Below are 24,201 nucleotides of genomic sequence, written 5' to 3' on the forward strand. Positions count from 1 at the left end.
CCTTCCGACTTATATAAGTCAGAATTTTTAACGCTGAGTGAATGCCTCACTCGAAGCAAACTTCGAAGCGCTGAGTTGAAGTCGTTGAATATCTGGGAGAAGGCATGCGGGAGCCGATCCCGGTCATGCCCTCCAGTCGCTGGGCTCCTTGCGTGGGTCTGCAGATCGACGTGTGCGGGCAAGCCTGCGCGCCGCTCACGTCCCTTTTTCAGTCGGCGACAGCAAGAGTGGGCCCAAATCGCCGGCTGAGCCATCGTCGGCGGGCCTGTGAGGGCAGGAGCGGGGGAGGAGGACGGCGGATTATTCGCCGAGCAGGCCCAGGTGGATATTGATGATCTGCAGCAGGCGCTGGCGCTGGGACTTGATGAAGAAGTGATTGCCGGCCACCTCGATCAGCTCGAACTCACGGCGGGTGAACTCGCGCCAGTTGGCCATGTTGCTGGCGGGGGCCAGCGGGTCCTCGCTGCCATAGAAGGCGGTGAGGGGAATGTCGAGGTTGCCGCTCGACAGATCGCGCCAGGATTCGAACAGCTTCAGGTCGGCGCGCAGCAGCGTTTCGTACTGCTTCCGGCTGGCCTGGTCGCGGAGGATTTCGATCGGCGTGGCGCCCAGCGACAGCATGGCTTCCTGGAAGGGCGCCGCGGGCAACATGTGCAGCAACGGCCGGGGCGATGGGTAGTCGGGGCTGCGGCAGGCGGAAATGAACAGGTGGCGGGTCTGGCCGGGGTAGTGCGCCTGGGCGTGCTTGGCGGCTTCGTAGGCCAGCATCCCGCCCAGGCCATGGCCGAACAGGGCGTGGGGCTTGGCCAGCAGAGGGCGCAGTGCAGGGAAGGTGTCGGCCAGCAGCCGCGGCCAGTCATCGAGCGGGGTTTCGGCCTGGCGACTGCCGTGGCCGGGTAGCCGCACCAGCACCAACTCGATGTGTCCGCCCAGCCCGGTGGACCAGTTGCGCAGTTGTTCCGGGTCCGCGCCGGTCTGCGCAAAGCAGATGAGCCGGGTTTTCGCCGGCTCGCCGGAGTTGAGCACTATCAGCCATTTATCATTGCGCGCGTGCACTGCTTTTCCTTAAGCCGGTGTGCCGGTCATTGAGTGTTGCATCGTGGCCGCATCATGCCGCCGTTACCGCTGTCAGCCCTCGGCGGTCCGTTCGAGGTAGTCGCGAATGGTCTTCGCGGCCTTTTCCAGATGGCCGCGCAGCACCTCCACCGCTCGCTCGACGTCCTTGGCCTCGGCGGCGTCGGTCATGGCGTTGTGGTCGTCCTGGGTCAACTTGCCCAGGCCCATGGAGGACAGATGGAAGCGCAGGAAGCGTTCTTCCTCGTTCAACTCGAGCTCGATCAGGCGCAGTAGCTTCTGGTTCGGCGCCCGGTGGTACAGCGCCATGTGGAACAAACGGTTGAGACGGCCGATTTCGGCGTGGTCGGTTTCGTTTTCCAGCTGCGCGATGTAGCCGCGGGCCTGGGCGATATCCTCGGCGTCGAGCAGCGGGATCGACAGGCGCAGCGCCTCCAGTTCCAGCAGCAGGCGCAGGCCGTAGGTTTCCACCGCGTCATAGCCGATCAGTTCGGCGACCACCGCGCCTTTGTGCGGTACCACATGCAACAGCGATTGCGTTTCGAGCTGGCGCAAGGCCTCGCGCACCGGCATGCGGCTGACGCCGAAGAGGTCGGCCAGATCCTGCTGGCGCAGCGCCGTGCCGCTGGGCAGGCGGCCGTCGAGAATCGCCGCGCGCAGGGTTTCCTCGATCACCGAGCGCGCGAGGTGGGCGGGGATTGGCCCGCTGACTGCGATCTTGCTCAAGGGCCTCGGTTTTTCTGTCACGTTAACGCTATCCTGTTTTCTGAGGTTTGGATCCAATGGACGCTAGATAGCGCCCTGCAGCTTGTCAAACCAGCCGTCTGGGCCCTGTCGTGGATTTTGCCGGCGCTGATTCTCGTGGCAGCCCTCCTGAGGCTCAAGCACTGGCCGATAAACGAACAGGTCCCTGCTTTCAGCTTAGCGTCTCCAGAGGGGCTGTGATTGTAAGGTGCCATTGTCTTTTGGCGGACCAACCTGCACCATCCTTCGACCCACGACAGCTCCCATGGACTCTTCGCATTGGCGGCACGTTTAGCTCTTTCTCGGACCCTGCGCTGGCTGTTTTCGGCGCTGCTGCTGGCCGGCTTGCTGCTGGGTGGCCTGCAGGCCGATTGGGACTTTTCGCAGATCAGCCGCCGCGCCACGGCGCTGTACGGGCCGCTGGGTGAAGGGCAGAAGCGCATCGACGCCTGGCAGCAGCTGCTGGCGACCCAGAACCAGGCCAGCGAGATGGAACAGCTCAAGGTGGTCAACCTGTTCTTCAACAAGAACATGCGCTACGTGGAAGACATCGACCTGTGGCATCAGGTGGATTATTGGGAAACCCCGGTCGAGGCCCTGTGGAAGGGCGCCGGCGATTGCGAGGACTATGCGATCGCCAAGTATTTCAGCCTGCGCCATCTCGGTGTTTCCAGTGACAAGCTGCGCATCACCTACGTCAAGGCCCTGCGCCAGAACCGCGCGCACATGGTGTTGACCTACTATTCAAGCCCGGAGGCCATGCCGTTGGTCCTCGACAGCCTGATCGACGCCATCCAGCCGGCCAGCCAGCGTACCGACCTGCTGCCGGTGTACGCCTTCAATGCCGAGGGCCTGTGGCTGCCCGGCAAGGGCAGCAAGAAAGTCGGTGACACCAAGCGCCTGTCCCGGTGGCAGGACGTGTTGAAGAAAATGCAGGCCGAAGGTTTTCCGGTCGAGACGACTCACTAGGAGCACGAGCTCAGATGTCTTTGTTCAAACAACTGTTGATCGCAATCTGTCTGTTCCTGGTGGTCGCCTTCAGCGGCAGCTTCATGGTCAGCCTGGAAAGTTCGCGCACCCAGTACGTCAACCAGCTGCGTTCCCATGCCCAGGACGCGGCCACGGCGCTGGCCTTGTCCCTGACCCCGAACATCGACGACCCGGCGATGGTCGAGCTGCTGGTCAGCTCGATTTTCGACAGCGGCTACTACTCGAGCATCCGCGTGATCAACCAGGTCACCGAAGAGGTCATGGTCGAGCGCAGCGGCACGCCCGAGGTCAGCGACGTGCCGGACTGGTTCGTCAAGCTGATCGGCCTGGAGCCGGCCGGCGGCGACGCCCTGGTCAGTCGTGGCTGGCAACAGGCGGCGCGGGTCGAAGTGGTCAGCCATCCGATGTTCGCCGTCGCCAAGCTCTGGCAAAGCGCCCTGGGCAGCCTCGGCTGGCTGCTGCTGTGCGGTGCCGTGAGCGCGGTGCTGGGGGCCTTGCTGCTGCGCCGCCAGCTCAAGCCGCTGGACTACATGGTGCAGCAATCCCACGCCATTGCCCGCCGCGAATTCCTCAGCCTGCCCGAGCTGCCGCGCACGCCGGAACTGCGCCGCGTGGTGCAGGCGATGAACCAGATGGTCGAGAAGCTCAAGGCGCTGTTCCAGGAACAGGCCGAGCGCAGCGAAAGGCTGCGGGTCGAGTCCTACCAGGACAACCTGACCGGCCTGGCCAACCGTCGTTACTTCGAGATGCAGCTCAATGCCCGGGTGAGCAACCCGGAACAGGCCAGCTCCGGCTACCTGCTGTTGCTGCGGGTCAAGGACCTGGCCGGCCTGAACCAGCGTCTGGGCGGGCAGCGCACCGACCAGCTGCTGCAGGCGGTGGGCGAACAATTGCAGCGTGAATGCGCGCGCTACCCGGAAACCCACAACCTGGTGACCCGCATCCGCGGTGGCGAATTTGCCGTGCTGGCGCCGGGGCTGGTGCGCGAAGAGGCGCTGCAGCTGGCGCAGAACCTGGAAAACGCCTTGGCCAGCCTGCATGCCACTGGTGCCACCGATGTGGCGTCCGTGGCCTCCATCGGCCTGGCGCCCTTCGTCCATGGCGACTCGCCGCAGGCGGTGCTGAGCCTGGGCGACCAGGCCCTGGCCCAGGCCGAAGCCCAGGGCGACACGAGCTGGGCCTGCCTGGAGCATGGCGCGGCAGCCAGCGTCGGCGACGATCATCACGCCTGGCACACCCTGCTGGACGGAGCCTTGAGCCAGCAGCGGTTCGAGCTGTATTTCCAGCCGGTGGTCGCGACCCGCGATACCACGCTGGTGCTGCACTACAAGGTGCTGTCGCGCTTGCTCGACGAGCAGGGCCAGACCATTGCCGCCGGGCGCTTCCTGCCGTGGCTGGAGCGCTTTGGCTGGACCTCGCGCCTGGACCTGCTGATGCTCGAACAGGTGCTCAAGCAGATGGCCGGGCATCAGGATTCGCTGGCATTGAACCTGTCGGCCGCGACCCTGGCCGACCCGCAGGCCTTGAACAAGGTGTTCGAGATCCTGCGCCAGCACTCCAACCTGGGGCCGCGCCTGACCCTGGAGATCGGCGAAGAGCAGTTGCCTGAACAAGCGCTGCTGGAACAACTGACCCGCCGCCTGCGCGAGCTGGGTTTCTCCCTGAGCCTGCAGCGTTTCGGCGGGCGCTTCAGCATGATCGGCAACCTGGCGCGCCTGGGCCTGGCCTACCTGAAGATCGACGGCAGCTACATCCGCGACATCGACCAGGAAAGCGACAAGCGCCTGTTTATCGAAGCCATCCAGCGCGCCGCCCACAGCATCGACCTGCCGCTGATTGCCGAGCGCGTGGAAACCGAAGGGGAGTTGCAGGTGATTGGCGAGATGGGCCTGTACGGCGTCCAGGGCCGCCTGTTCGGCGAGCCCGCTCCCTGGCGCTGAGGCGCTGAACGAAGATCGCCGGCCAGCGGCGCCCGCGCAGGTGCGGGAACCGCCGGCCGGCGATTATCAGATCAGGCCGGTTTCGTCGTCGTTGATCAGGTGGCTCAGGCCGCCCAGCGCCTCACGCGCCTGGGTCCGGTCCATCAGCTTGGCCTGGGCCGCCGGTGGCAGGTCGGTGACGCGGATCACGCCCTTGCTGGTCAGCACCTGAATCAAGTCGTCGAGTACCCGGATCATTTCCAGGTCGCTCTGCTTGAGTTGTTTCAGGCTGACTTCCACCACCTCGTTGGCGAACCACTGCTGGATCTCATTGTGGTCGGCCGCCAGTGTTTCCGTGGCCTCGGCGTAAGGTGTGGCCTCCACGCGAACCAGTTGGCCCTGTGCATCGCGTTGCACGTAGAACATGGGGAATCCCTCTAGATATGGTCCGGCATCATGCTGTCAGCAGCATAGGCCAACGGCGCGCTTCGGTCGCGAGTATGCGACGTGGCGGCACAATCGTCACGGTGGGAAGAACCGGCCACCCAGGACGGGTGGCCGGTCGACCGTGGATCAGCTGTTGTTGTGATCGATCTTGATGGTCGGGTCGCTACCGGCGATCAGCGAGTTGATGTTGGTGTTGGACCAGTTGTTGCCCTCCAGCTTGATCGTCACGTCCGCGTTGGCAATGCCGCCGGCCGCGTTGAGCTTGCCTTCGGAACTGACCTGCAGGGTCGAGGTACCGTCCACTGTGGTGATCTTCAGGAAGTTGTCGATGGTGCTGGCGCTCTCGCCCTGCAACAGGTCCCGCAGGTCGATACGGTCGCCTTCGCTGGCCTTGAAGTCCTTGATCACGTCGTTGCCGGTGTCGCCGGCCTTCCAGACGAAGGTGTCGGCACCCGAGCCGCCGATCAGGATGTCATTGCCCGCGCCACCGATCAGCGTGTCGTTGCCGGTACCGCCCAACAGGATGTCGTTGCCCTTGCCACCGTCGAGCAGGTCGTTGCCGCCCTGGCCGAAGATGATGTCATTGCCGGCGCCGCCCAGCAGCGTGTCATTGCCGTCATGGGCCCCGGAGACATCGAAATCGGTGTAGTGCTCGGTGATGTACTGGTGCACGTTGCTGGTGGTGACGCTGCTCGCGGCCACGCCGGTCTTCTGCGCCACGAAGGCCTGCATGGCCTGGTAGCCCTCGCCGGCGATGCCGTTGAAGCTCACCAGGTCGCCGAACAGGATGTCGTTGCCGTTGCCGCCGTTGACCGTGTCGGCGCCCGGCATGGTCGCTTCGGTATGGCCAAGGATGGCGTCAGCCAGGTTCGACGGGTCGATATTGGTCTGTGGGGTGCTGTCGGTGTCGTACGGCCGCAGGTCGTTGAGGCTGACGTCGTTGTTCAGGCCGATCGCTTCCACCTGCGACAGGTTGCTCAGCAGGGTGAAGCTGCTGCTGGAGTTGCTGGTGGTGGCGTTGTTGGTGTAGCTGCCCGCGCCGCCCAGGCTGGACAGCTCATAGGTGCCATCACCCTGGGCATGCAGGGTGCCAGCGTTGTAACTGGACCAACTGCCCCAGGCCTGCGTCCATACCGTCACGCTGCCGCTGCTGTTGATATCGATCAGGTGCGTGCTGTCCGGTTGCAGCCGGACGGTATCGCCCAGCTGATAGTTGCTGGTCGTGATCACGTTATCGAGCCTGACGCTGCCGTACAGGATCGGGTTGGTCTGCTCGCCGGTCTGGTAGAACGTCGGTTTGCCGTCGGTGATGAAGTACGTCAGGTTGGTGGCGTTGGTATTGCTGGTGGCCGCGCTGCTCTGGAAGAAGTTGGCCGTGGTCTTGAACACGTCCTCGTAGTTGGTACCGCCGCCGGACGCCATGCTGTCCAGAATCGCCTTGAGCTGGGTCAGGGCGTTCGGATCGTTGAGGTTTACCGAAACCTGCTTGTTGACCTGGGTATCGAAGTCCGCCAGGAAGACGTTCACGGTGCCCGAGGTGCTGCTGCCCAGGCTGTCTTTCAGGGTGTTGAACACCGTGGTCAGTGAGTTCTTGGCGGCGGTGAGCGAGGCGTCGCTCATGCTGCCGGAGCTGTCGACCATGAACGCGATGTTGTAGTTCTTGCCTTGCACCACGTTCAGGCCGGCGACGTCGGCGACCATGATGTCGTTGCCCTCGGTGCCGACGAAGTTGTCGTCGCCCGCCGTGGCGACGCTGGCGCTGTAGGTCGCCGGGTACACCGTGACCGGGATCTGCGCGGTGCTGCTGGCCGAGCCGCCCAGGGACTCGGTGGAGGTCGAGGTCACGGTCAGGTTGAACGAGCCGTTGTAGTGCGACGGCGGGGTCAGGGTCAGCGTACCCAGGTTCCAGCCGGTGACATTGACTTCGCTGACGCTGCCGCCCGCGGTGAAGGTATGACCGGCGCCATCGCTGAGCACCGAGCCGGCCGGAATGCCGCCGATCTTCACGCTCAGGCTTTCCGAGCCGTCGGTATCGGTCAGGGCGGTGGTGATCTTCGACAGCTTGACGCTGCCACCTTCGGCACCCTCGTTGAGCTTGTAGCCGTCGTAGTAGCCCTCGCCGTTGCTGCCGTGCAGCTCGGAAAGGGTGACGCCGGCATTGTTCAGCGCGGTTTCGCTCGGGTACATCGGGATGTTGGCGTTGCTCAAGTCGACCGGTGTGCTGCCATTGACCGACAGGTTGACGTCATAGCTGCCCGGGCCGCTCTGGTTGGCGTGGTAGATGTCCAGGGTGTAGTAGCCGCTGGTGGTCGGGGTGAACGAACCGCTGATGCTGCCACCGGCCCCCCAGGTCGCGGTGGCCACGTTCTTGCCGCCGATGGTGATCAGCAGGCTGTCGTCGCCGACACCGCTGAAGCTGTAGGTCTTGCCGGCTTCGAGGTAGATCAGGCCGGAGGTTTTCGAGCCGCTGCCGCCGGTCACGCTGGCGTCGGACTGGGCATTGGTCACCGTCGTGCTGCTGGTCGGGTTGCCGGAGTTGTTGAACACGTTTTTCAGCGCATCGCCGGTGATGCCGCTGCCGTTGGTGCCCAGGCCGCTGAGGCTGCTCCAGGACTCCTTGAGCAGGCCGATCGAGTTCACGCTGTTGCTCGCCACGCCCAGGGTCGGCGCATCGGCCACCGGGGTGATGTCGATCTTCACGGTGCCGGTGGTGCCCAGGGCCTGGCCGTCGGTTGGCTGGAACTTGATCTGCGCGTAGTCGGCCTGCTGGTTGCCGACGCCGCTGCCGTTGTAGCCGTCGACACCCGACTCGTTGGCATCCGGGGTGAAGCGCAGCTTGCCGGCGTCGATATCGGCCTTGCTGAAGGTCTGGTTGCTGGCCACGTCCTTCCAGGTCGAACCGTCGAGGTACTGCAGCTTGCCGTCGCCCGGCAGCTGGGTGATTTTCACCCCGAGGCTGGCCGCAGGGCTGTCCACGTCGCTGACGCCGAAGGTGGCCCAGGTCAGGGTCAGGGCGGTGTCTTCGGTGCCGGTCACGGCGCCGCCGGTGGCCACTGGCGCGTCGTTCACCGCCACCACGTTGACCGTGGTGGTGGCGACGTTGGAGTAGTTGCTGCCATCGGTCACCGTCACGGTGATGGTCCGCGGCGTGGTGCTCGGGTCCTCACTGTTGTTGGTGAAGGTGATGTTCTTGATCTGCTGCATGTAGTCGGCCAGCGTCGCATTGCCGGACAGGGTCAGGGTGATGGTGCCCGCCTGGCTGTTGGCATTGATGCTGATGCCGTTGACGCTGTTGCCCAGGTTCAGCTCATCGCCCGGCTGACGGTTGGTCAGCACGATGGTGGCGCCGGTCAGCATCGTGCTGTCCGGGTCGGTGATCGACAGGTCGGTATCGCCAATGGACACGCCTGGGCCGCTGGTGCCTTCGGTGAAGGTCACCTTGTAGTCGGCCCCGGTGGCGCCGCTGGAGTTGTTGGCATCCAGGTCGAGGACCGGTGGCGCATCGTTGTCGATGATCGAAGTGGTGACGCTGCCATTGGTGCCGCTGACCACCAGGCTCTCGAAGTTGCCGCCGGTGGCCGAGTCGATCTTGACCACAAAGTTTTCCGTGCCCTCGGTGATCTTGTCGTCGAGGGTGGCGACGTTGAAGCTGGCGCTGCTGGCGCCGGCCGGGATCTTCACGGTGTACACGCCGGTGAAGTCCGAGCCGTCGGTGGCGGTGCCGCTGTAGCTGATCTTCAGGGTGACCTCGGTTTGCGCCGGGCTGGTCAGGCTGACGGTGTAGGTCGCGGTCTGGCCTTCGGTGACCGAGGTGCTGCCGTTGATGCTCACAGTGGTCGTATTGATGGTGTCGGTGACGCTGGTCACGGCCGGCGTGGTGCTGGGCACCAGGTTCTCGAAATTGCCGCCGGTGGTGCTGGCGATACTGGCGCTGACGTTGCCGGCGTCGATGTACACATCGTCGCTCGGCGCGGCCACGGTCACGCTGCCAGTGGTGGCACCGGCGGCGATGTTGATCACCGCGCCGTTGCTCAGGGTCACGGTCACAGGTGTGCCCGCGGCGTTGGTCAGGGTCGCGGTGTAGACGATCGAACCACCCTCGGCCACGGTGTTGGTGGCGCTGAGCGACAGGTTGGTGGTGTCCGGGGTGTCGGTCACGGTGGTGCTGACCGGCGTCTTGTCGGCCACCAGGTTCTCGAAGTTGCCGCCGCTGACGGTGCTGATCGAGTTGCTCAGCGGCGTGTGGCCAACCAGGACATCGTTCGGCGCGACGAAGTTTACGGTACCGCTGCTGGCGCCGACCGGGATGGTGATGGTCTGGCCATTGGACAGGGTGACCACGACTGGCGAGCCAGTCACCGGAGCGGTCACGGACGCGGTGTAAACCACGGTGCCGCCTTCGGCCACGTTCGAGGTTGCGGTGAGGCTGACGGTCGAGGTGTCGATGGTGTCGGTAACGTTAGTCACAGCCGGCGTAGTGCTCGGCACCAGATTTTCGAAATTGCCGCCGGTGGCGGTCTGGATGGTGGCTTGCACGGTGCCGGCATCTTTGTAGACGTCGTCGCTCGGCGCGGCCACGGTCACGGTGCCAGTGGTGGCGCCGGCGGCGATGGTGATCACTGCGCCATTGCTCAGGGTCACGGTCACCGGAGTGCCCGCGGCGTTGGTCAGGGTGGCGGTGTAGACGATCGATCCGCCTTCGGCCACGGTATCGGTCGCAGCCAGGCTGAGGGTGGTGGTATCCGGAGTATCGGTGACCGAGGTATCAGCCGGTTTGCTATCGATAGCCAGCTTCTCGTAGTTGCCACCCGTAGCGTCCTTGATGGTGGTGCTCAGGGAGCTGCCGCCAGCCAGGGCATCGTTTGGCGCTACGAAGTTCACAGTGCCGCTGCTGGCACCGACCGGAATGGTGATGGTCTGGCCGTTGGAAAGGGTGACGACGACCGGCGAGCCGGTGACCGGAGCAGTCACGGAGGCGGTGTAAACCACGGTGCCGCCTTCTGCCACATTCGAAGTCGCGGTGAGGCTGACGGTCGAGGTGTCGATGGTGTCGGTAACGTTGGTGACCGCAGGCGTGGTGCTCGGTACCAGGTTCTCGAAGTTGCCGCCGGTGGCGGTCTGGATCGTGGCTTGCACGGTGCCGGCGTCTTTGTAGACGTCGTCACTTGGAGCGGCCACGGTCACGGTGCCAGTGGTGGCGCCGGCGGCGATGGTGATTACCGCGCCATTGCTCAGAGTCACGGTCACAGGCGTACCCGCGGCGTTGGTCAGGGTCGCGGTGTAGACGATCGAGCCGCCCTCGGCCACGGTGTTGGTGGCGCTGAGGGTCAGGTTGGTGGCGTCCGGGGTATCGGTAACCGAGGTGTCAGCAGGCTTGCTGTCGACATCGAGTTTTTCGTAGTTGCCGCCCGTTGCGCCAGTGATGGCGGTGCTCAGGGAGCTGCCGCCGACCAGTGCATCGTTCGGCGCAGTGAAATTCACGGTGCCGGACGACTCACCCACCGGGATGGTGATGGTCTGACCGTTCGACAGGGTTACCACTACCGGCGAACCAGTCACTGGAGCGGTGACCGATGCGGTGTAGACCACGACGCCACCTTCGGCCACGGACGGCGTGGCCGTCAGCGAAACGGTGCTGGTGTCGATGGTGTCGGTCACATTGGTGACCGCAGGCGTAGTACTCGGCACCAGGTTCTCGAAGTTGCCACCGGTGGCGGTCTGGATCGTGGCTTGTACGGTGCCGGCGTCTTTGTAAACGTCGTCGGTTGGAGCGGCTACGGTGACAGTGCCCGTGGTGGCGCCCGCTGCGATGGTAATCACTGCGCCGTTCGACAGCGTCACTGTCACTGGCGTGCCCGCGGCGTTAGTCAGAGTGGCGGTATAAACAATCGAACCACCTTCTGCCACGGTATCGGTCGCGGTCAGGCTGAGACTGGTGGTGTCCGGCGTATCGGTAACCGAGGTTTCAGCCGGTTTGCTATCAACGTCCAGCTTCTCGTAGTTACCGCCAGTTGCGCCGGTAATAGTGGTGCTCAGGGAGCTACCGCCGACCAATGCATCATTGGGCGCAGTGAAGTTCACGGTGCCGGAGGATTCGCCTACAGGGATGGTGATGGTCTGGCCGTTCGACAGCGTCACGATTACTGGCGAGCCAGTCACCGGAGCAGTGACGGACGCGGTGTAAACCACGGTGCCGCCTTCTGCCACATTCGAAGTCGCGGTGAGGCTGACGGTCGAGGTGTCGATGGTGTCGGTAACGTTGGTGACCGCAGGCGTGGTGCTCGGTACCAGGTTCTCGAAGTTGCCGCCGGTGGCGGTCTGGATCGTGGCTTGCACGGTGCCGGCGTCTTTGTAGACGTCATCGGCTGGAGCGGCCACGGTCACGGTGCCAGTGGTGGCGCCGGCGGCGATGGTAATCACCGCGCCGTTGCTCAAGGTCACGGTCACAGGTGTGCCCGCGGCGTTGGTCAAGGTGGCCGTATAAACGATCGATCCGCCTTCAGCGACAGTGTCAGTCGCTGTCAGGCTCAGATTGGTGGTATCCGGGGTATCGGTCACCGAAGTCTCGGCAGGCTTGCTGTCGACATCGAGTTTTTCGTAGTTACCGCCCGTTGCACCGGTGATCGTGGTGCTCAGGGAACTACCACCTGCCAGGGCATCGTTTGGTGCGGTGAAGTTCACGGTGCCGGACGACTCACCCACCGGAATGGTAATGGTCTGGCCATTCGACAGGGTTACGACTACAGGCGAGCCAGTCACTGGAGCGGTGACCGATGCGGTGTAGACCACGACGCCGCCTTCGGCCACGGACGGCGTGGCCGTCAGGGAAACGGTGCTGGTGTCGATGGTGTCGGTGACATTGGTCACCGCCGGTGCAGTACTCGGCACCAGGTTTTCGAAATTGCCGCCGGTGGCGGTCTGGATCGTGGCTTGCACGGTACCGGCGTCTTTGTAGACGTCATCGGCTGGAGCGGCCACGGTCACGGTGCCCGTGGTGGCGCCCGCTGCGATGGTAATCACTGCGCCGTTCGACAGCGTCACGGTCACAGGCGTGCCCGCGGCGTTGGTCAGGGTGGCGGTGTAAATGATCGAGCCACCCTCGGCCACGGTGTTGGTGGCGCTGAGGGTCAGGTTGGTAGTGTCCGGAGTATCAGTAACCGAGGTATCAGCCGGCTTGCTATCAACATCCAGCTTCTCGTAGTTGCCACCGGTTGCGCCGGTAATGGTGGTGCTCAGGGAGCCGCCACCCGCCAGGGCGTCGTTCGGCGCGGTGAAGTTCACGGTGCCGGAAGACTCGCCAATCGGGATGGTGATGGTCTGGCCGTTCGACAGGGTTACCACCACCGGCGAACCGGTCACTGGAGCGGTCACGGAGGCGGTGTAAATCACGGTGCCGCCTTCGGCGACGCTAGGAGTAGCGGTCAGACTGACGGTCGAGGTATCGATAGTGTCGGTGACGTCAGTAACGGCTGGGGTGGTGCTCGGTACCAGGTTTTCGAAGTTGCCACCGGTGGCGTCCTGAATGGTCGCTTCGACCTTGCCAGCGTCTTTATAGACGTCATCGGCTGGGGCGGCCACGGTCACGGATCCAGTCGTAGCGCCGGCGGCGATGGTAATCACTGCACCGTTGGAGAGTGTTACGGTCACCGGGGTGCCAGCTGCGTTGGTCAGCGTCGCGGTGTAAACAATAGAACCACCTTCAGCGACAGTGTCAGTCGCGCTGAGGGTCAGATTGGTGGTGTCTGGCGTATCGGTGACCGAGGTGTCAGCAGGTTTGCTGTCGACATCGAGTTTTTCGTAGTTACCGCCAGTTGCGCTGGTAATGGTGGTGCTCAAGGAGCTACCGCCTGCCAGAGCATCGTTTGGTGCGGTGAAGTTCACAGTGCCGGACGATTCGCCTACCGGGATAGTGATGGTCTGGCCGTTGGACAGGGTTACCACCACCGGCGAACCGGTCACTGGAGCAGTCACGGACGCGGTGTAAACCACAACACCGCCTTCAGCCACGGATGGAGTAGCGGTCAGGCTGACGGTCGAAGTATCGATAGTGTCAGTGACGTCGGTCACCGCTGGTGCGGTATTCGGCACCAGGTTCTCGAAGTTGCCGCCTGTGGCGTCCTTGATGCTCACCTCAACCTTGCCGGCGTCTTTATAGACGTCATCGGTTGGGGCGGCCACGGTCACGGAGCCTGTGGTTGCACCCGCGGCGATGGTAATCACCGCGCCATTCGACAATGTCACGGTTACCGGCGTGCCCGCTGCGTTGGTCAGCGTCGCGGTATAAACAATCGAGCCGCCTTCTGCCACGGTATCGGTTGCTGTCAGGCTGAGCGTGGTCGTGTCCGGGGTATCGGTAACCGAGGTTTCGGCAGGTTTGCTATCAATGTCCAGCTTCTCGTAATTACCACCGGTAGCTTCCTTGATGGTGGTGCTCAGAGAGCTGCCGCCAGCCAGTGCGTCGTTAGGCGCCACGAAATTCACGGTACCGCTGCTGGCGCCGACTGGGATGGTGATAGTTTGGCCATTCGACAGGGTCACCACGACTGGCGAGCCAGTCACTGGCGCTGTCACGGACGCGGTGTAAACGACAACGCCCCCTTCAGCAACACTAGGCGTCGCGGTCAGGCTGACAGTCGACGTATCGATGGTGTCAGTGACGTCAGTCACAGCCGGAGTAGTGCTCGGAACGAGATTCTCGAAGTTGCCGCCAGCAGTCTCTTTGATACTGACTTCGACTTTGCCAGCGTCTTTGTAAACGTCATCTGCAGGGGCGGCGACGGTGACAGAACCGGTAGTAGCACCGGCAGCGATAGTAATCACGGCGCCGTTGCTCAAGGTCACAGTCACAGGTGTGCCCGCGGCGTTAGTCAAGGTGGCCGTATAAACGATCGAACCACCTTCGGCCACGGTGTCTGTGGCGCTCAAGGTCAGGTTGGTGGTGTCCGGCGTGTCGGTCACCGAGGTTTCAGCCGGTTTGCTGTCGACATCCAACTTCTCGTAGTTGCCACCGGTGGCGCCAGTAATTGTGGCGCTCAGGGAGCTGCCACCCGCCAGGGCATCGTTCGGTGCGGTGAAGTTCACGGTGCCGGACGATTCGCCTACCGGAATGGTGATGGTCTGGCCGTTGGACAGGGTGACAACGACTGGCGAACCAGTAACCGGCGCAGTCACGGAGGCGGTGTAAACGACAACGCCACCTTCAGCTACAGACGGCGTTGCAGTCAGGCTGACGGTCGAGGTGTCGATGGTGTCAGTGACATCAGTCACAGCCGGAGTGGTGCTTGGAACGAGATTCTCGAAATTACCGCCAGCGGTCTCTTTGATGCTGACTTCGACTTTGCCGGCATCTTTGTAAACGTCATCTGCGGGGGCTGCGACGGTCACGGAACCAGTAGTGGCACCTGCTGCGATAGTAATCACGGCGCCGTTGCTCAAGGTCACGGTCACTGGAGTGCCCGCGGCATTGGTCAGGGTAGCGGTGTAAACGATCGAACCGCCCTCGGCCACGGTTTCGGTGGCGCTCAAGGTCAGGTTGGTGGTGTCCGGGGTATCGGTCACCGAGGTGTCAGCAGGTTTGCTGTCGACATCGAGTTTTTCGTAGTTGCCACCGGTTGCACCGGTAATGGTGGTGCTCAGGGAGCTACCACCCACCAAGGCATCATTCGGGGCTGTGAAGTTTACGGTGCCGGAGGATTCACCTACAGGGATGGTGATGGTCTGACCGTTGGACAGAGTGACGACTACCGGGGAGCCGGTTACTGGAGCGGTGACCGACGCGGTGTAAACCACGGTGCCACCCTCGGCGACGCTAGGAGTGGCGGTCAGGCTGACGGTCGAGGTATCGATAGTGTCGGTGACGTCAGTAACGGCTGGGGTGGTGCTCGGTACCAAGTTTTCAAAGTTGCCGCCGGTGGCGTCCTTGATGGTCGCCTCGACCTTGCCGGCATCCTTGTATACATCGTCAGCAGGCGCTGCGACGGTGACGGAGCCAGCGGTAGCGCCTGCTGCGATGGTAATCACTGCACCGTTCGACAACGTTACGGTTACAGGCGTGCCGGCCGCATTGGTCAGGGTGGCGGTGTAAACGATCGAGCCGCCCTCGGCGACAGTGTCAGTCGCCGTCAGGCTCAGAGTAGTAGTGTCCGGGGTGTCGGTAACCGAGGTTTCGGCCGGTTTGCTGTCGACGTCCAGCTTCTCGTAATTACCGCCGGTAGCTTCCTTGATGGTGGTGCTCAGAGAGCTGCCGCCCGCCAGTGCGTCGTTAGGCGCGACGAAATTCACGGTACCACTGCTGGCGCCGACTGGGATGGTAATGGTCTGGCCGTTGGACAGGGTCACCACAACTGGCGAGCCAGTCACTGGCGCAGTCACGGACGCGGTGTAAACGACAACACCACCTTCAGCAACACTAGGCGTCGCGGTTAGGCTGACGGTCGAAGTGTCGATGGTGTCGGTGACGTTGGTCACCGCCGGTGCAGTGTTTGGTACCAGGTTCTCGAAGTTGCCGCCGGTGGCGGTCTGGATGGTGGCTTGCACGGTGCCGGCGTCTTTGTAGACGTCGTCGGCAGGAGCCGCCACGGTTACGGTGCCCGTGGTGGCGCCGGCGGCGATAGTGATGACCGCGCCGTTCGACAGAGTCACGGTGACCGGAGTCCCGGCTGCGTTGGTCAGGGTTGCGGTGTAAACGATCGAGCCGCCTTCAGCGACAGTATCGGTCGCGCTGAGGGTCAGGCTGGTGGTGTCCGGGGTATCAGTAACCGATGTCTCGGCAGGCTTGCTGTCGACATCCAGTTTTTCGTAGTTGCCGCCAGTTGCACCGGTAATAGTGGTGCTCAGAGAACTGCCACCCGCCAATGCATCGTTCGGTGCGGTGAAGTTCACGGTGCCGGAGGATTCACCTACCGGAATGGTGATGGTCTGGCCGTTGGACAGGGTTACCACCACCGGCGAGCCAGTGACCGGAGCCGTTACGGAGGCGGTGTAAACGACAACGCCACCTTCAGCCACGGACGGAGTGGCCGTCAGCGAAACGGTACTGGTGTCGATGGTATCGGTGACATCAGTCACAGCCGGAATGGTGCTCGGAACGAGGTTCTCGAAGTTGCCGCCTGCAGCATCCTTGATGCTGACTTCGACTTTGCCGGCGTCCTTGTACACATCGTCAGCTGGCGCCGCGACGGTCACGGAACCCGTGGTTGCGCCAGCAGCGATAGTGATTACTGCGCCGTTGCTCAAGGTGACCGTCACAGGTGTGCCGGCCGCATTGGTCAGGGTAGCGGTGTAAACGATCGAACCGCCTTCAGCGACAGTATCGGTTGCTGTCAGGCTCAGGGTGGTGGTGTCTGGCGTATCGGTAACCGATGTCTCGGCAGGCTTGCTGTCGACGTCCAGCTTCTCGTAATTACCGCCGGTGGCGCCGGTAATTGTCGTGCTCAGGGAGCTACCCCCAGCCAGGGCATCGTTTGGCGCGGTGAAGTTCACGGTAGCGGACGATTCGCCTACCGGAATAGTAATGGTCTGGCCATTCGACAGGGTTACGACTACAGGCGAGCCGGTCACTGGAGCGGTGACCGACGCGGTGTAAACCACGGCGCCGCCCTCAGCCACGGACGGTGTGGACGTCAGCGAAACAGTGCTGGTGTCGATGGTGTCGGTGACATCGGTAACGGCTGGGGTGGTGCTTGGCACCAGATTTTCAAAGTTGCCGCCGGTGGCGTCCTTGATGGTTGCTTCGACCTTGCCAGCATCCTTGTACACATCGTCAGCCGGGGCTGCGACGGTGACGGAGCCGGTTGTTGCGCCAGCAGCGATGGTGATCACCGCGCCGTTGCTCAGGGTTACGGTCACCGGAGTGTTCGCAGCGTTGGTCAGGGTCGCGGTGTAAACAATGGACCCACCCTCGGCGACGGTATCGGTCGCAGTCAGGCTGAGGGTAGTGGTATCCGGAGTATCGGTGACCGAAGTGTCGGCAGGCTTGCTGTCGACATCCAGCTTCTCGTAGTTGCCACCGGTTGCACCGGTAATTGTGGTGCTCAGGGAGCTGCCGCCAGCCAGGGCATCGTTTGGCGCGGTGAAGTTTACGGTGCCCGATGACTCGCCGACCAGAATGGTGATGGTCTGGCCGTTCGACAGCGTTACGACCACTGGCGAGCCGGTCACTGGAGCAGTAACCGACGCGGTGTAGACCACGGTTTCGCCTTCGGCGACAGTCGCGGTTGCGGTCAGGCTGACAGTCGACGTATCGATGGTATCGGTCACATCGGTGACGGCAGGCGTGGTGCTCGGCACCAGGTTTTCGAAGTTGCCGCCGATAGCGTCCTTGATGCTCACCTCAACCTTACCGGCGTCCTTGTACACATCGTCCGCAGGGGCTGCGACGGTGACAGAACCGGTGGTGGCACCGGCGGCAATATTGATTACGGCACCGTTCGACAAGGTCACAGTCACCGGAGTGCCGGCTGCGTTAGTCAGCGTCGCGGTGTAAACAATCGAACCGCCTTCAGCGACAGTGTCAGTCGCTGTCAGGCTGAGGGTGGTGGTGTCCGGAGTGTCAGTAACCGAGGTCTCGGCAGGCTTGCTGTCGACATCGAGTTTTTCGTAGTTACCGCCCGTTGCGCCGGTAATGGTGGTGCTCAAGGAGCTACCGCCAGCCAATGCATCGTTTGGCGCCGTGAAGTTCACGGTGCCGGAAGACTCACCCACCGGGATGGTGATGGTTTGGCCATTCGACAAGGTCACGACTACAGGCGAGCCAGTCACTGGTGCTGTCACGGAGGCGGTATAAACCACGGTGCCGCCTTCTGCCACGGACGGAGTAGCAGTCAGCGAAACGGTACTGGTGTCGATAGTATCGGTGACGTCGGTAACGGCTGGGGCAGTGCTCGGAACCAGGTTCTCGAAGTTGCCACCAGCGGCATCCTTGATGGTGACTTCGACTTTTCCAGCGTCTTTGTAAACGTCATCCGCAGGGGCGGCGACAGTGACAGAACCAGTAGTGGCGCCTGCTGCGATGGTGATGATCGCGCCGTTCGACAGGGTCACGGTCACAGGCGTGCCCGCAGCATTGGTCAGGGTTGCGGTGTAAACGATCGAACCACCTTCGGCCACGGTGTCTGTGGCGCTGAGGGTCAGGTTGGTGGTGTCCGGGGTATCGGTAACCGAGGTGTCAGCAGGCTTGCTGTCGACATCGAGTTTTTCGTAGTTGCCGCCCGTTGCGCCAGTGATGGTGGTGCTCAGGGAGCTACCGCCGGCCAGGGCATCGTTTGGCGCCGTGAAGTTCACAGTGCCGGAAGATTCGCCGACCGGGATGGTGATGGTTTGTCCGTTGGACAGGGTTACGACTACTGGCGAACCGGTCACTGGAGCCGTCACGGAGGCGGTGTAAACGACAACGCCGCCTTCAGCCACGGATGGAGTCGCGGTCAGGCTGACGGTCGAGGTATCGATGGTGTCAGTGACATCGGTGACCGCTGGGGTGGTGCTCGGCACCAGGTTCTCGAAGTTGCCGCCAGCAGTCTCTTTGATGCTGACTTCGACTTTGCCGGCATCCTTGTACACATCGTCAGCCGGGGCTGCAACGGTCACAGAGCCGGTGGTCGCACCGGCAGCGATAGTGATCACCGCACCGTTCGACAGAGTTACGGTCACTGGAGTGCCGGCTGCGTTAGTCAGCTTCGCGGTATAAACGATCGAACCACCTTCGGCCACGGTGTCTGTGGCGCTCAAGGTCAGGCTAGTGGTGTCTGGGGTATCGGTAACTGAGGTATCAGCCGGCTTGCTATCAACATCCAGTTTTTCGTAGTTGCCACCGGTTACACCGGTAATGGTGGTGCTCAGGGAGCTACCGCCGGCCAGGGCATCGTTTGGCGCCGTGAAGTTCACAGTGCCGGAAGATTCGCCGACCGGGATGGTGATGGTCTGGCCATTGGACAGAGTTACCACAACTGGCGAGCCAGTAACCGGCGCAGTCACTGAGGCGGTGTAAACAACAACACCGCCTTCAGCTACAGACGGAGTAGCGGTCAGCGAAACAGTCGAAGTATCGATGGTATCGGTGACATCAGTCACAGCTGGAGTAGTGCTTGGTACCAGGTTTTCGAAGTTACCGCCTGCAGCATCCTTGATGCTGACTTCGACTTTACCGGCATCTTTGTAGACGTCATCGGCTGGAGCCGCGACGGTCACAGAGCCCGTGGTCGCACCGGCTGCGATGGTGATGATTGCACCGTTCGACAGAGTCACGGTTACCGGCGTGCCAGCGGCATTGGTCAAGGTGGCCGTATAAACGATCGAACCACCTTCGGCGACGGTATCAGTCGCGCTGAGGGTCAGATTGGTGGTGTCTGGCGTATCGGTAACCGAGGTCTCCGCTGGCTTGCTATCAACATCCAGCTTCTCGTAGTTGCCGCCGGTAGCGCCGGTGATGGTGGTGCTCAGGGAGCTGCCGCCAGCCAGGGCATCGTTTGGTGCGGTGAAGTTCACGGTGCCGGAGGATTCACCTACCGGGATGGTAATGGTCTGGCCATTCGACAGGGTTACGACTACAGGCGAGCCAGTAACCGGTGCAGTGACCGACGCGGTGTAAACAACAATGCCACCTTCAGCAACGCTAGGCGTGGCAGTCAGGCTGACGGTCGACGTGTCGATGGTGTCGGTCACGTCGGTGACCGCCGGAGTGGTGCTCGGTACAAGGTTCTCGAAATTGCCGCCAGCAGTCTCTTTGATGCTGACTTCGACTTTGCCAGCGTCTTTGTAAACGTCATCTGCAGGGGCGGCGACTGTGACAGAACCGGTAGTGGCGCCGGCCGCAATGGTAATCACCGCGCCGTTGCTCAGGGTCACGGTTACCGGAGTCCCGGCCGCGTTGGTCAGCGTCGCGGTGTAAACGATCGAACCGCCTTCAGCGACGGTGTCTGTCGCGCTGAGGGTCAGATTGGTGGTGTCTGGCGTATCGGTAACCGAAGTCTCGGCAGGCTTACCGTCGACGTCCAGTTTCTCGTAGTTGCCGCCGGTAGCGCCGGTAATGGTGGTGCTCAGGGAGCTGCCGCCAGCGAGAGCATCGTTTGGTGCCGTGAAGTTCACGGTAGCGGACGATTCGCCGACCGGGATGGTGATGGTCTGGCCATTCGACAGGGTTACCACTACCGGCGAACCGGTCACTGGAGCGGTCACAGAGGCGGTGTACACCACCACGCCACCTTCAGCCACGGACGGTGTGGCGGTCAGGCTGACAGTCGACGTATCGATGGTGTCGGTCACGTCGGTGACGGCTGGAGTAGTGCTCGGCACCAGGTTTTCAAAGTTGCCGCCAGCAGTCTCTTTGATGCTGACTTCGACTTTGCCGGCGTCTTTGTAAACGTCATCCGCAGGAGCGGCGACGGTGACGGAACCCGTAGTTGCACCGGCGGCAATAGTAATCACTGCACCGTTCGACAAAGTCACGGTTACAGGCGTGCCAGCGGCATTGGTCAGAGTGGCGGTGTAAACGATCGAACCACCCTCGGCCACGGTGTCGGTAGCGCTGAGGGTCAGGCTGGTGGTGTCCGGGGTATCGGTAACCGAAGTCTCGGCAGGCTTGCTATCAACATCCAGCTTCTCGTAGTTGCCGCCGGTGGCGCCAGTGATTGTGGCGCTCAGGGAGCTGCCACCCGCCAGGGCATCGTTCGGTGCGGTGAAGTTCACGGTGCCGGACGATTCGCCTACCGGAATAGTGATGGTCTGGCCGTTGGACAACGTGACAACCACTGGCGAACCAGTGACTGGCGCAGTCACGGACGCGGTGTAGACCACTACGCCACCTTCAGCCACGGACGGAGTAGCGGTCAGCGAAACAGTCGACGTATCGATGGTATCGGTGACATCAGTCACGGCCGGGGTAGTGCTCGGAACCAGGTTCTCGAAATTACCGCCAGCAGTCTCTTTGATGCTGACTTCGACTTTGCCAGCATCCTTGTACACATCGTCAGCAGGCGCTGCGACGGTCACGGAACCAGTAGTGGTGCCGGCAGCGATAGTAATCACCGCGCCGTTCGACAGGGTTACGGTCACCGGAGTACCGGCAGCGTTAGTCAGGGTAGCGGTATAAACAATCGAACCACCCTCGGCCACGGTGTCGGTCGCGCTGAGGCTCAGATTGGTAGTGTCGGGGGTGTCGGTCACCGAGGTCTCGGCAGGCTTGCCGTCGACGTCCAGCTTCTCGTAGTTGCCTCCAGTCGCACCAGTGATGGTGGCGCTCAGGGAGCTGCCGCCGGCCAGGGCATCGTTAGGTGCCGTGATATTGACGGTGCCTGAGGACTCGCCGACCGGAATGGTGATGGTCTGGCCATTCGACAGAGTGATAACGACAGGCGAGCCAGTCACTGGAGCGGTGACCGACGCGGTGTACACCACGGTGCCGCCTTCAGCCACGGACGGCGTCGCGGTCAGCGAAACAGTCGAGGTGTCGATGGTGTCGGTGATGTCCGTCACTGCCGGCGTGGTGCTCGGCACCAGGTTTTCAAAGTTGCCGCCGCTGGCGTCCTGGATAGTCGCTTCGACCTTGCCGGCGTCCTTGTAGACGTCATCGGCGGGCGCGGCAACGCTCACCGAACCTGTGGTCGCGCCGGCGGCGATGGTGATCACTGCGCCGTTGCTCAGGGTCACGGTGACCGGCGTGCCGGCCGGGTTGGTCAGGGTGGCGGTGTAGACGATCGAGCCGCCTTCGGCGACCGAACCACTGGCCGACAGGCTCAGGCCGGTGTCGTCCACGGAGTCGGTGATGGTGGTCTGCGCCGGCGTGGTGTCGGGCGTCAGTTGTTCGAAGTTGCCACCGGTGGCGCCGGTAATGCTGGTGCTGACCGTGCTGCCGTTGTTGTAGACGTCATTGGCGGGGGTATCGACCACGACGGTGCCGACGGTCTTGCCGGCCTCGATGACGATGGTCGAGCCGTTGGACAGGGTCACGGTAACTGGGGTCTGCGCCGGGTTGGTCAGGGTCGCGGTGTAGGTGATCTGGCCGCCTTCCACAACGCTGCCGGTAGCGGTCAGGCTCAGGCCGGTGTTGTCCACCGAGTCGGCGATGGTGGTCTGTGCCGGCGTGGTGCTCGGCACCAGGTTCTCGAAGTTGCCGCCGGTGGCGCCGGTAATGCTGGTGCTGACCGTACTGCCGTTGTTGTAGACGTCGTTGGCCGGGGTATCGACCACCACGGTGCCAGTGGTTTTCCCGGCGTCGATGGTGATGGTCGAACCATTGGACAGGGTCACGGTGACCGGGGTCTGCGCCGGGTTGGTCAGGGTCGCGGTATAGGTGATCTGGCCACCCTCTACCACATTGCTGGTGGCCGACAGGGTCAGGCCGGTGGCGTCCGGCGAGTCGGTGATGGTGGTCACCGCCGGCGTGGTGCTTGGCACCAGGTTCTCGAAGTTGCCGCCAGTGGTGCTGGTAATGCTGGTGCTGACCGTGCTGCCGTTGTTGTAGACGTCGTTGGCCGGGGTATCGACCACCACGGTGCCGACGGTCCGGCCGGCTTCGATGGTGATGATCGAGCCGTTGGACAGGGTCACGGTGACCGGCGTCTGTGCCGGGTTGGTCAGGGTCGCGGTGTAGGTGATCTGGCCACCTTCGACGACGGTGCCGTTGGCGGTCAGGGTCAGGCCGGTGGTGTCCGGCGAGTCGGTGATGGTAGTCACCGCCGGCGTCGGGTTCGGTACCAAGTTCTCGAAGTTGCCGCCGGTAGTCCCGGTAATGCTGGTGCTGACGGTGCTGCCATTGTTGTAGACGTCGTTCGGCGGGGTGTCGACCACCACGGTGCCGACGGTCTGGCCGGCGTCGATGGTGATGGTCGAGCCATTGGACAAGGTCACGGTGACCGGGGTCTGCGCCGGGTTGGTCAAGGTCGCGGTGTAGGTGATCTGGCCACCCTCGGTCACGCTGGAGCCCGCGGTCAGGGTCACGGTGGTGGTGTCCACGGTGTCCGTGACCTGGGTGACGGCTGGCGTCGGGTCGACGGTCACGACCAGGCCACCGCCGCCGGTGATGCCAGTGACGCCCACGCTGATCTCTTTCGGGTCGTTGTAGACGGTGTCGTTCGGTGCCAGCGGCACATTGACGGTGCCGGTCAGTTGCCCGGCCGGAATCACGATTACCGAACCGTTGGACAGGGTGATGGTCAGGCCGGTCAGCGGCGCCTGGGTCAGCGTGGCGGTGTACACCAGCACGCCGCCGGCTTCGGTAATGGTCGGGGTTGCGCTCAGGCTCAGGGTCGAGTCGCGCAGGATCTCGGTGGTAGTGCTGCTGTCATTGGTGGTCAGCGCACCGGTGGTGTCTTGCGCCGCGGTTCCCGCCGCGCCGAGGCCTGCGGTCGGGAAGCCGATGGTCGGGTCGACCCGGCCCGCCGTGGCGTCGAGCATCACGAAGCTGTGGCCGCCGCCCGCAGCGCCGCCGGTACCCGCGGCGGTCGGGCCGGCTGCGGTGGCTTCCAGCTCGGTGGTCGGGTCCGCGCCGGCGACGATTGCCTGCTGCAGCTCAGCGACCGACGGCGCGGCTTGCTCGGCGGCCTCGGCCAGGTCGGTGCTGGAGTCCGGAGCGCTGCCGCTCCATTGCGTCTCACGGCCCAGGTCCAGGGTCCGGCCATCGGCCAGCTCCAGGCTGACGGCACCCGCCAGGCCGGTATCGACCTGGTCGCCTACGTACAGGCGATCACCCTCAACGAGTACGCGGCGAACCCCTTCCGGGGATACGACGAAAACTTGGCCAACAATGCTTTTGACGGTAGCAACAACACTGCTCATTGAGGATTCTCCGGGGGGTACCGTTCAGTAGACTTCCATGTTCCTGACGGGCATACGCCGACGCAGTCTGGACGTTCTTCAGAGTGTAGAAACACGTGATTTTGACGCGAATGTTTGTCAATAAATTGGCTATATTTTTTTGCTATTAACCATATGCCAAACTATTGACCTTCTGAGTGTCATCCTAAACAATCGTCAAGGTAATGTCACATTGATATTCATGCGGCGACCTGTCTAAAAGTGTGTGACCCAGTTCATG

Annotated in this window: 6 protein-coding genes; 2 read left to right on the forward strand and 4 right to left on the reverse strand. The window is 62.8% G+C overall.

Features of this window, described 5'->3' with window-relative positions:
• Positions 1–300 precede the first annotated feature (300 nt).
• Together BMY68_RS24755 and BMY68_RS24760 are read right to left on the reverse strand one after the other, a co-directional pair.
• Positions 301–1,056 carry a thioesterase II family protein gene (locus BMY68_RS24755; RefSeq protein WP_009041567.1) on the reverse strand — a complete coding sequence of 252 codons (756 nt, stop codon included), beginning with the start codon at positions 1,054–1,056 and terminating at the stop codon, positions 301–303.
• 72 nt (positions 1,057–1,128) lie between these two features.
• Positions 1,129–1,821 (reverse strand): GntR family transcriptional regulator, encoded by a 693-nt coding sequence (locus tag BMY68_RS24760; RefSeq protein WP_085533207.1) that lies wholly within the window; start codon positions 1,819–1,821, stop codon positions 1,129–1,131.
• A 276-nt stretch (positions 1,822–2,097) separates the two neighbouring features.
• Between BMY68_RS24760 and lapG the strand changes: the two genes are divergently transcribed.
• A complete protein-coding gene (gene lapG / locus BMY68_RS24765) occupies positions 2,098–2,787 on the forward strand; it encodes a cysteine protease LapG (protein WP_007927321.1) in 690 nt (229 codons plus the stop codon).
• A gap of 14 nt (positions 2,788–2,801) precedes the next feature.
• Positions 2,802–4,748 (forward strand): cyclic di-GMP receptor LapD, encoded by a 1,947-nt coding sequence (lapD, locus tag BMY68_RS24770; protein WP_085533209.1) that lies wholly within the window; start codon positions 2,802–2,804, stop codon positions 4,746–4,748.
• Between the two features lie 66 nt (positions 4,749–4,814).
• On the opposite strand, the gene BMY68_RS24775 is transcribed toward lapD, so the two are convergent.
• Both BMY68_RS24775 and BMY68_RS24780 read right to left on the reverse strand, forming a co-directional pair.
• Positions 4,815–5,153, reverse strand: a complete 339-nt coding sequence (locus BMY68_RS24775) for a hypothetical protein (protein ID WP_007927325.1) — start codon at positions 5,151–5,153, stop codon at positions 4,815–4,817.
• A gap of 147 nt (positions 5,154–5,300) precedes the next feature.
• Positions 5,301–23,942, reverse strand: a complete 18,642-nt coding sequence (locus BMY68_RS24780) for an immunoglobulin-like domain-containing protein (RefSeq protein WP_085533211.1) — start codon at positions 23,940–23,942, stop codon at positions 5,301–5,303.
• Between the last annotated feature and the right edge of the window lie 259 nt (positions 23,943–24,201).

The sequence above is a fragment of the Pseudomonas sp. NFACC41-3 genome (assembly GCF_900109505.1).
GTDB classification, from domain to species: domain Bacteria; phylum Pseudomonadota; class Gammaproteobacteria; order Pseudomonadales; family Pseudomonadaceae; genus Aquipseudomonas; species Aquipseudomonas chlororaphis.

Bases quoted from the DNA above. Each gene is read 5' to 3' on its own strand.
- lapD (WP_085533209.1), top strand. From the start codon at position 2,802: ATGTCTTTGTTCAAACAACTGTTGATCGCAATCTGTCTGTTCCTGGTG.
- BMY68_RS24775 (WP_007927325.1), bottom strand. From the start codon at position 5,153: ATGTTCTACGTGCAACGCGATGCACAGGGCCAACTGGTTCGCGTGGAG.
- BMY68_RS24780 (WP_085533211.1), bottom strand. From the start codon at position 23,942: ATGAGCAGTGTTGTTGCTACCGTCAAAAGCATTGTTGGCCAAGTTTTC.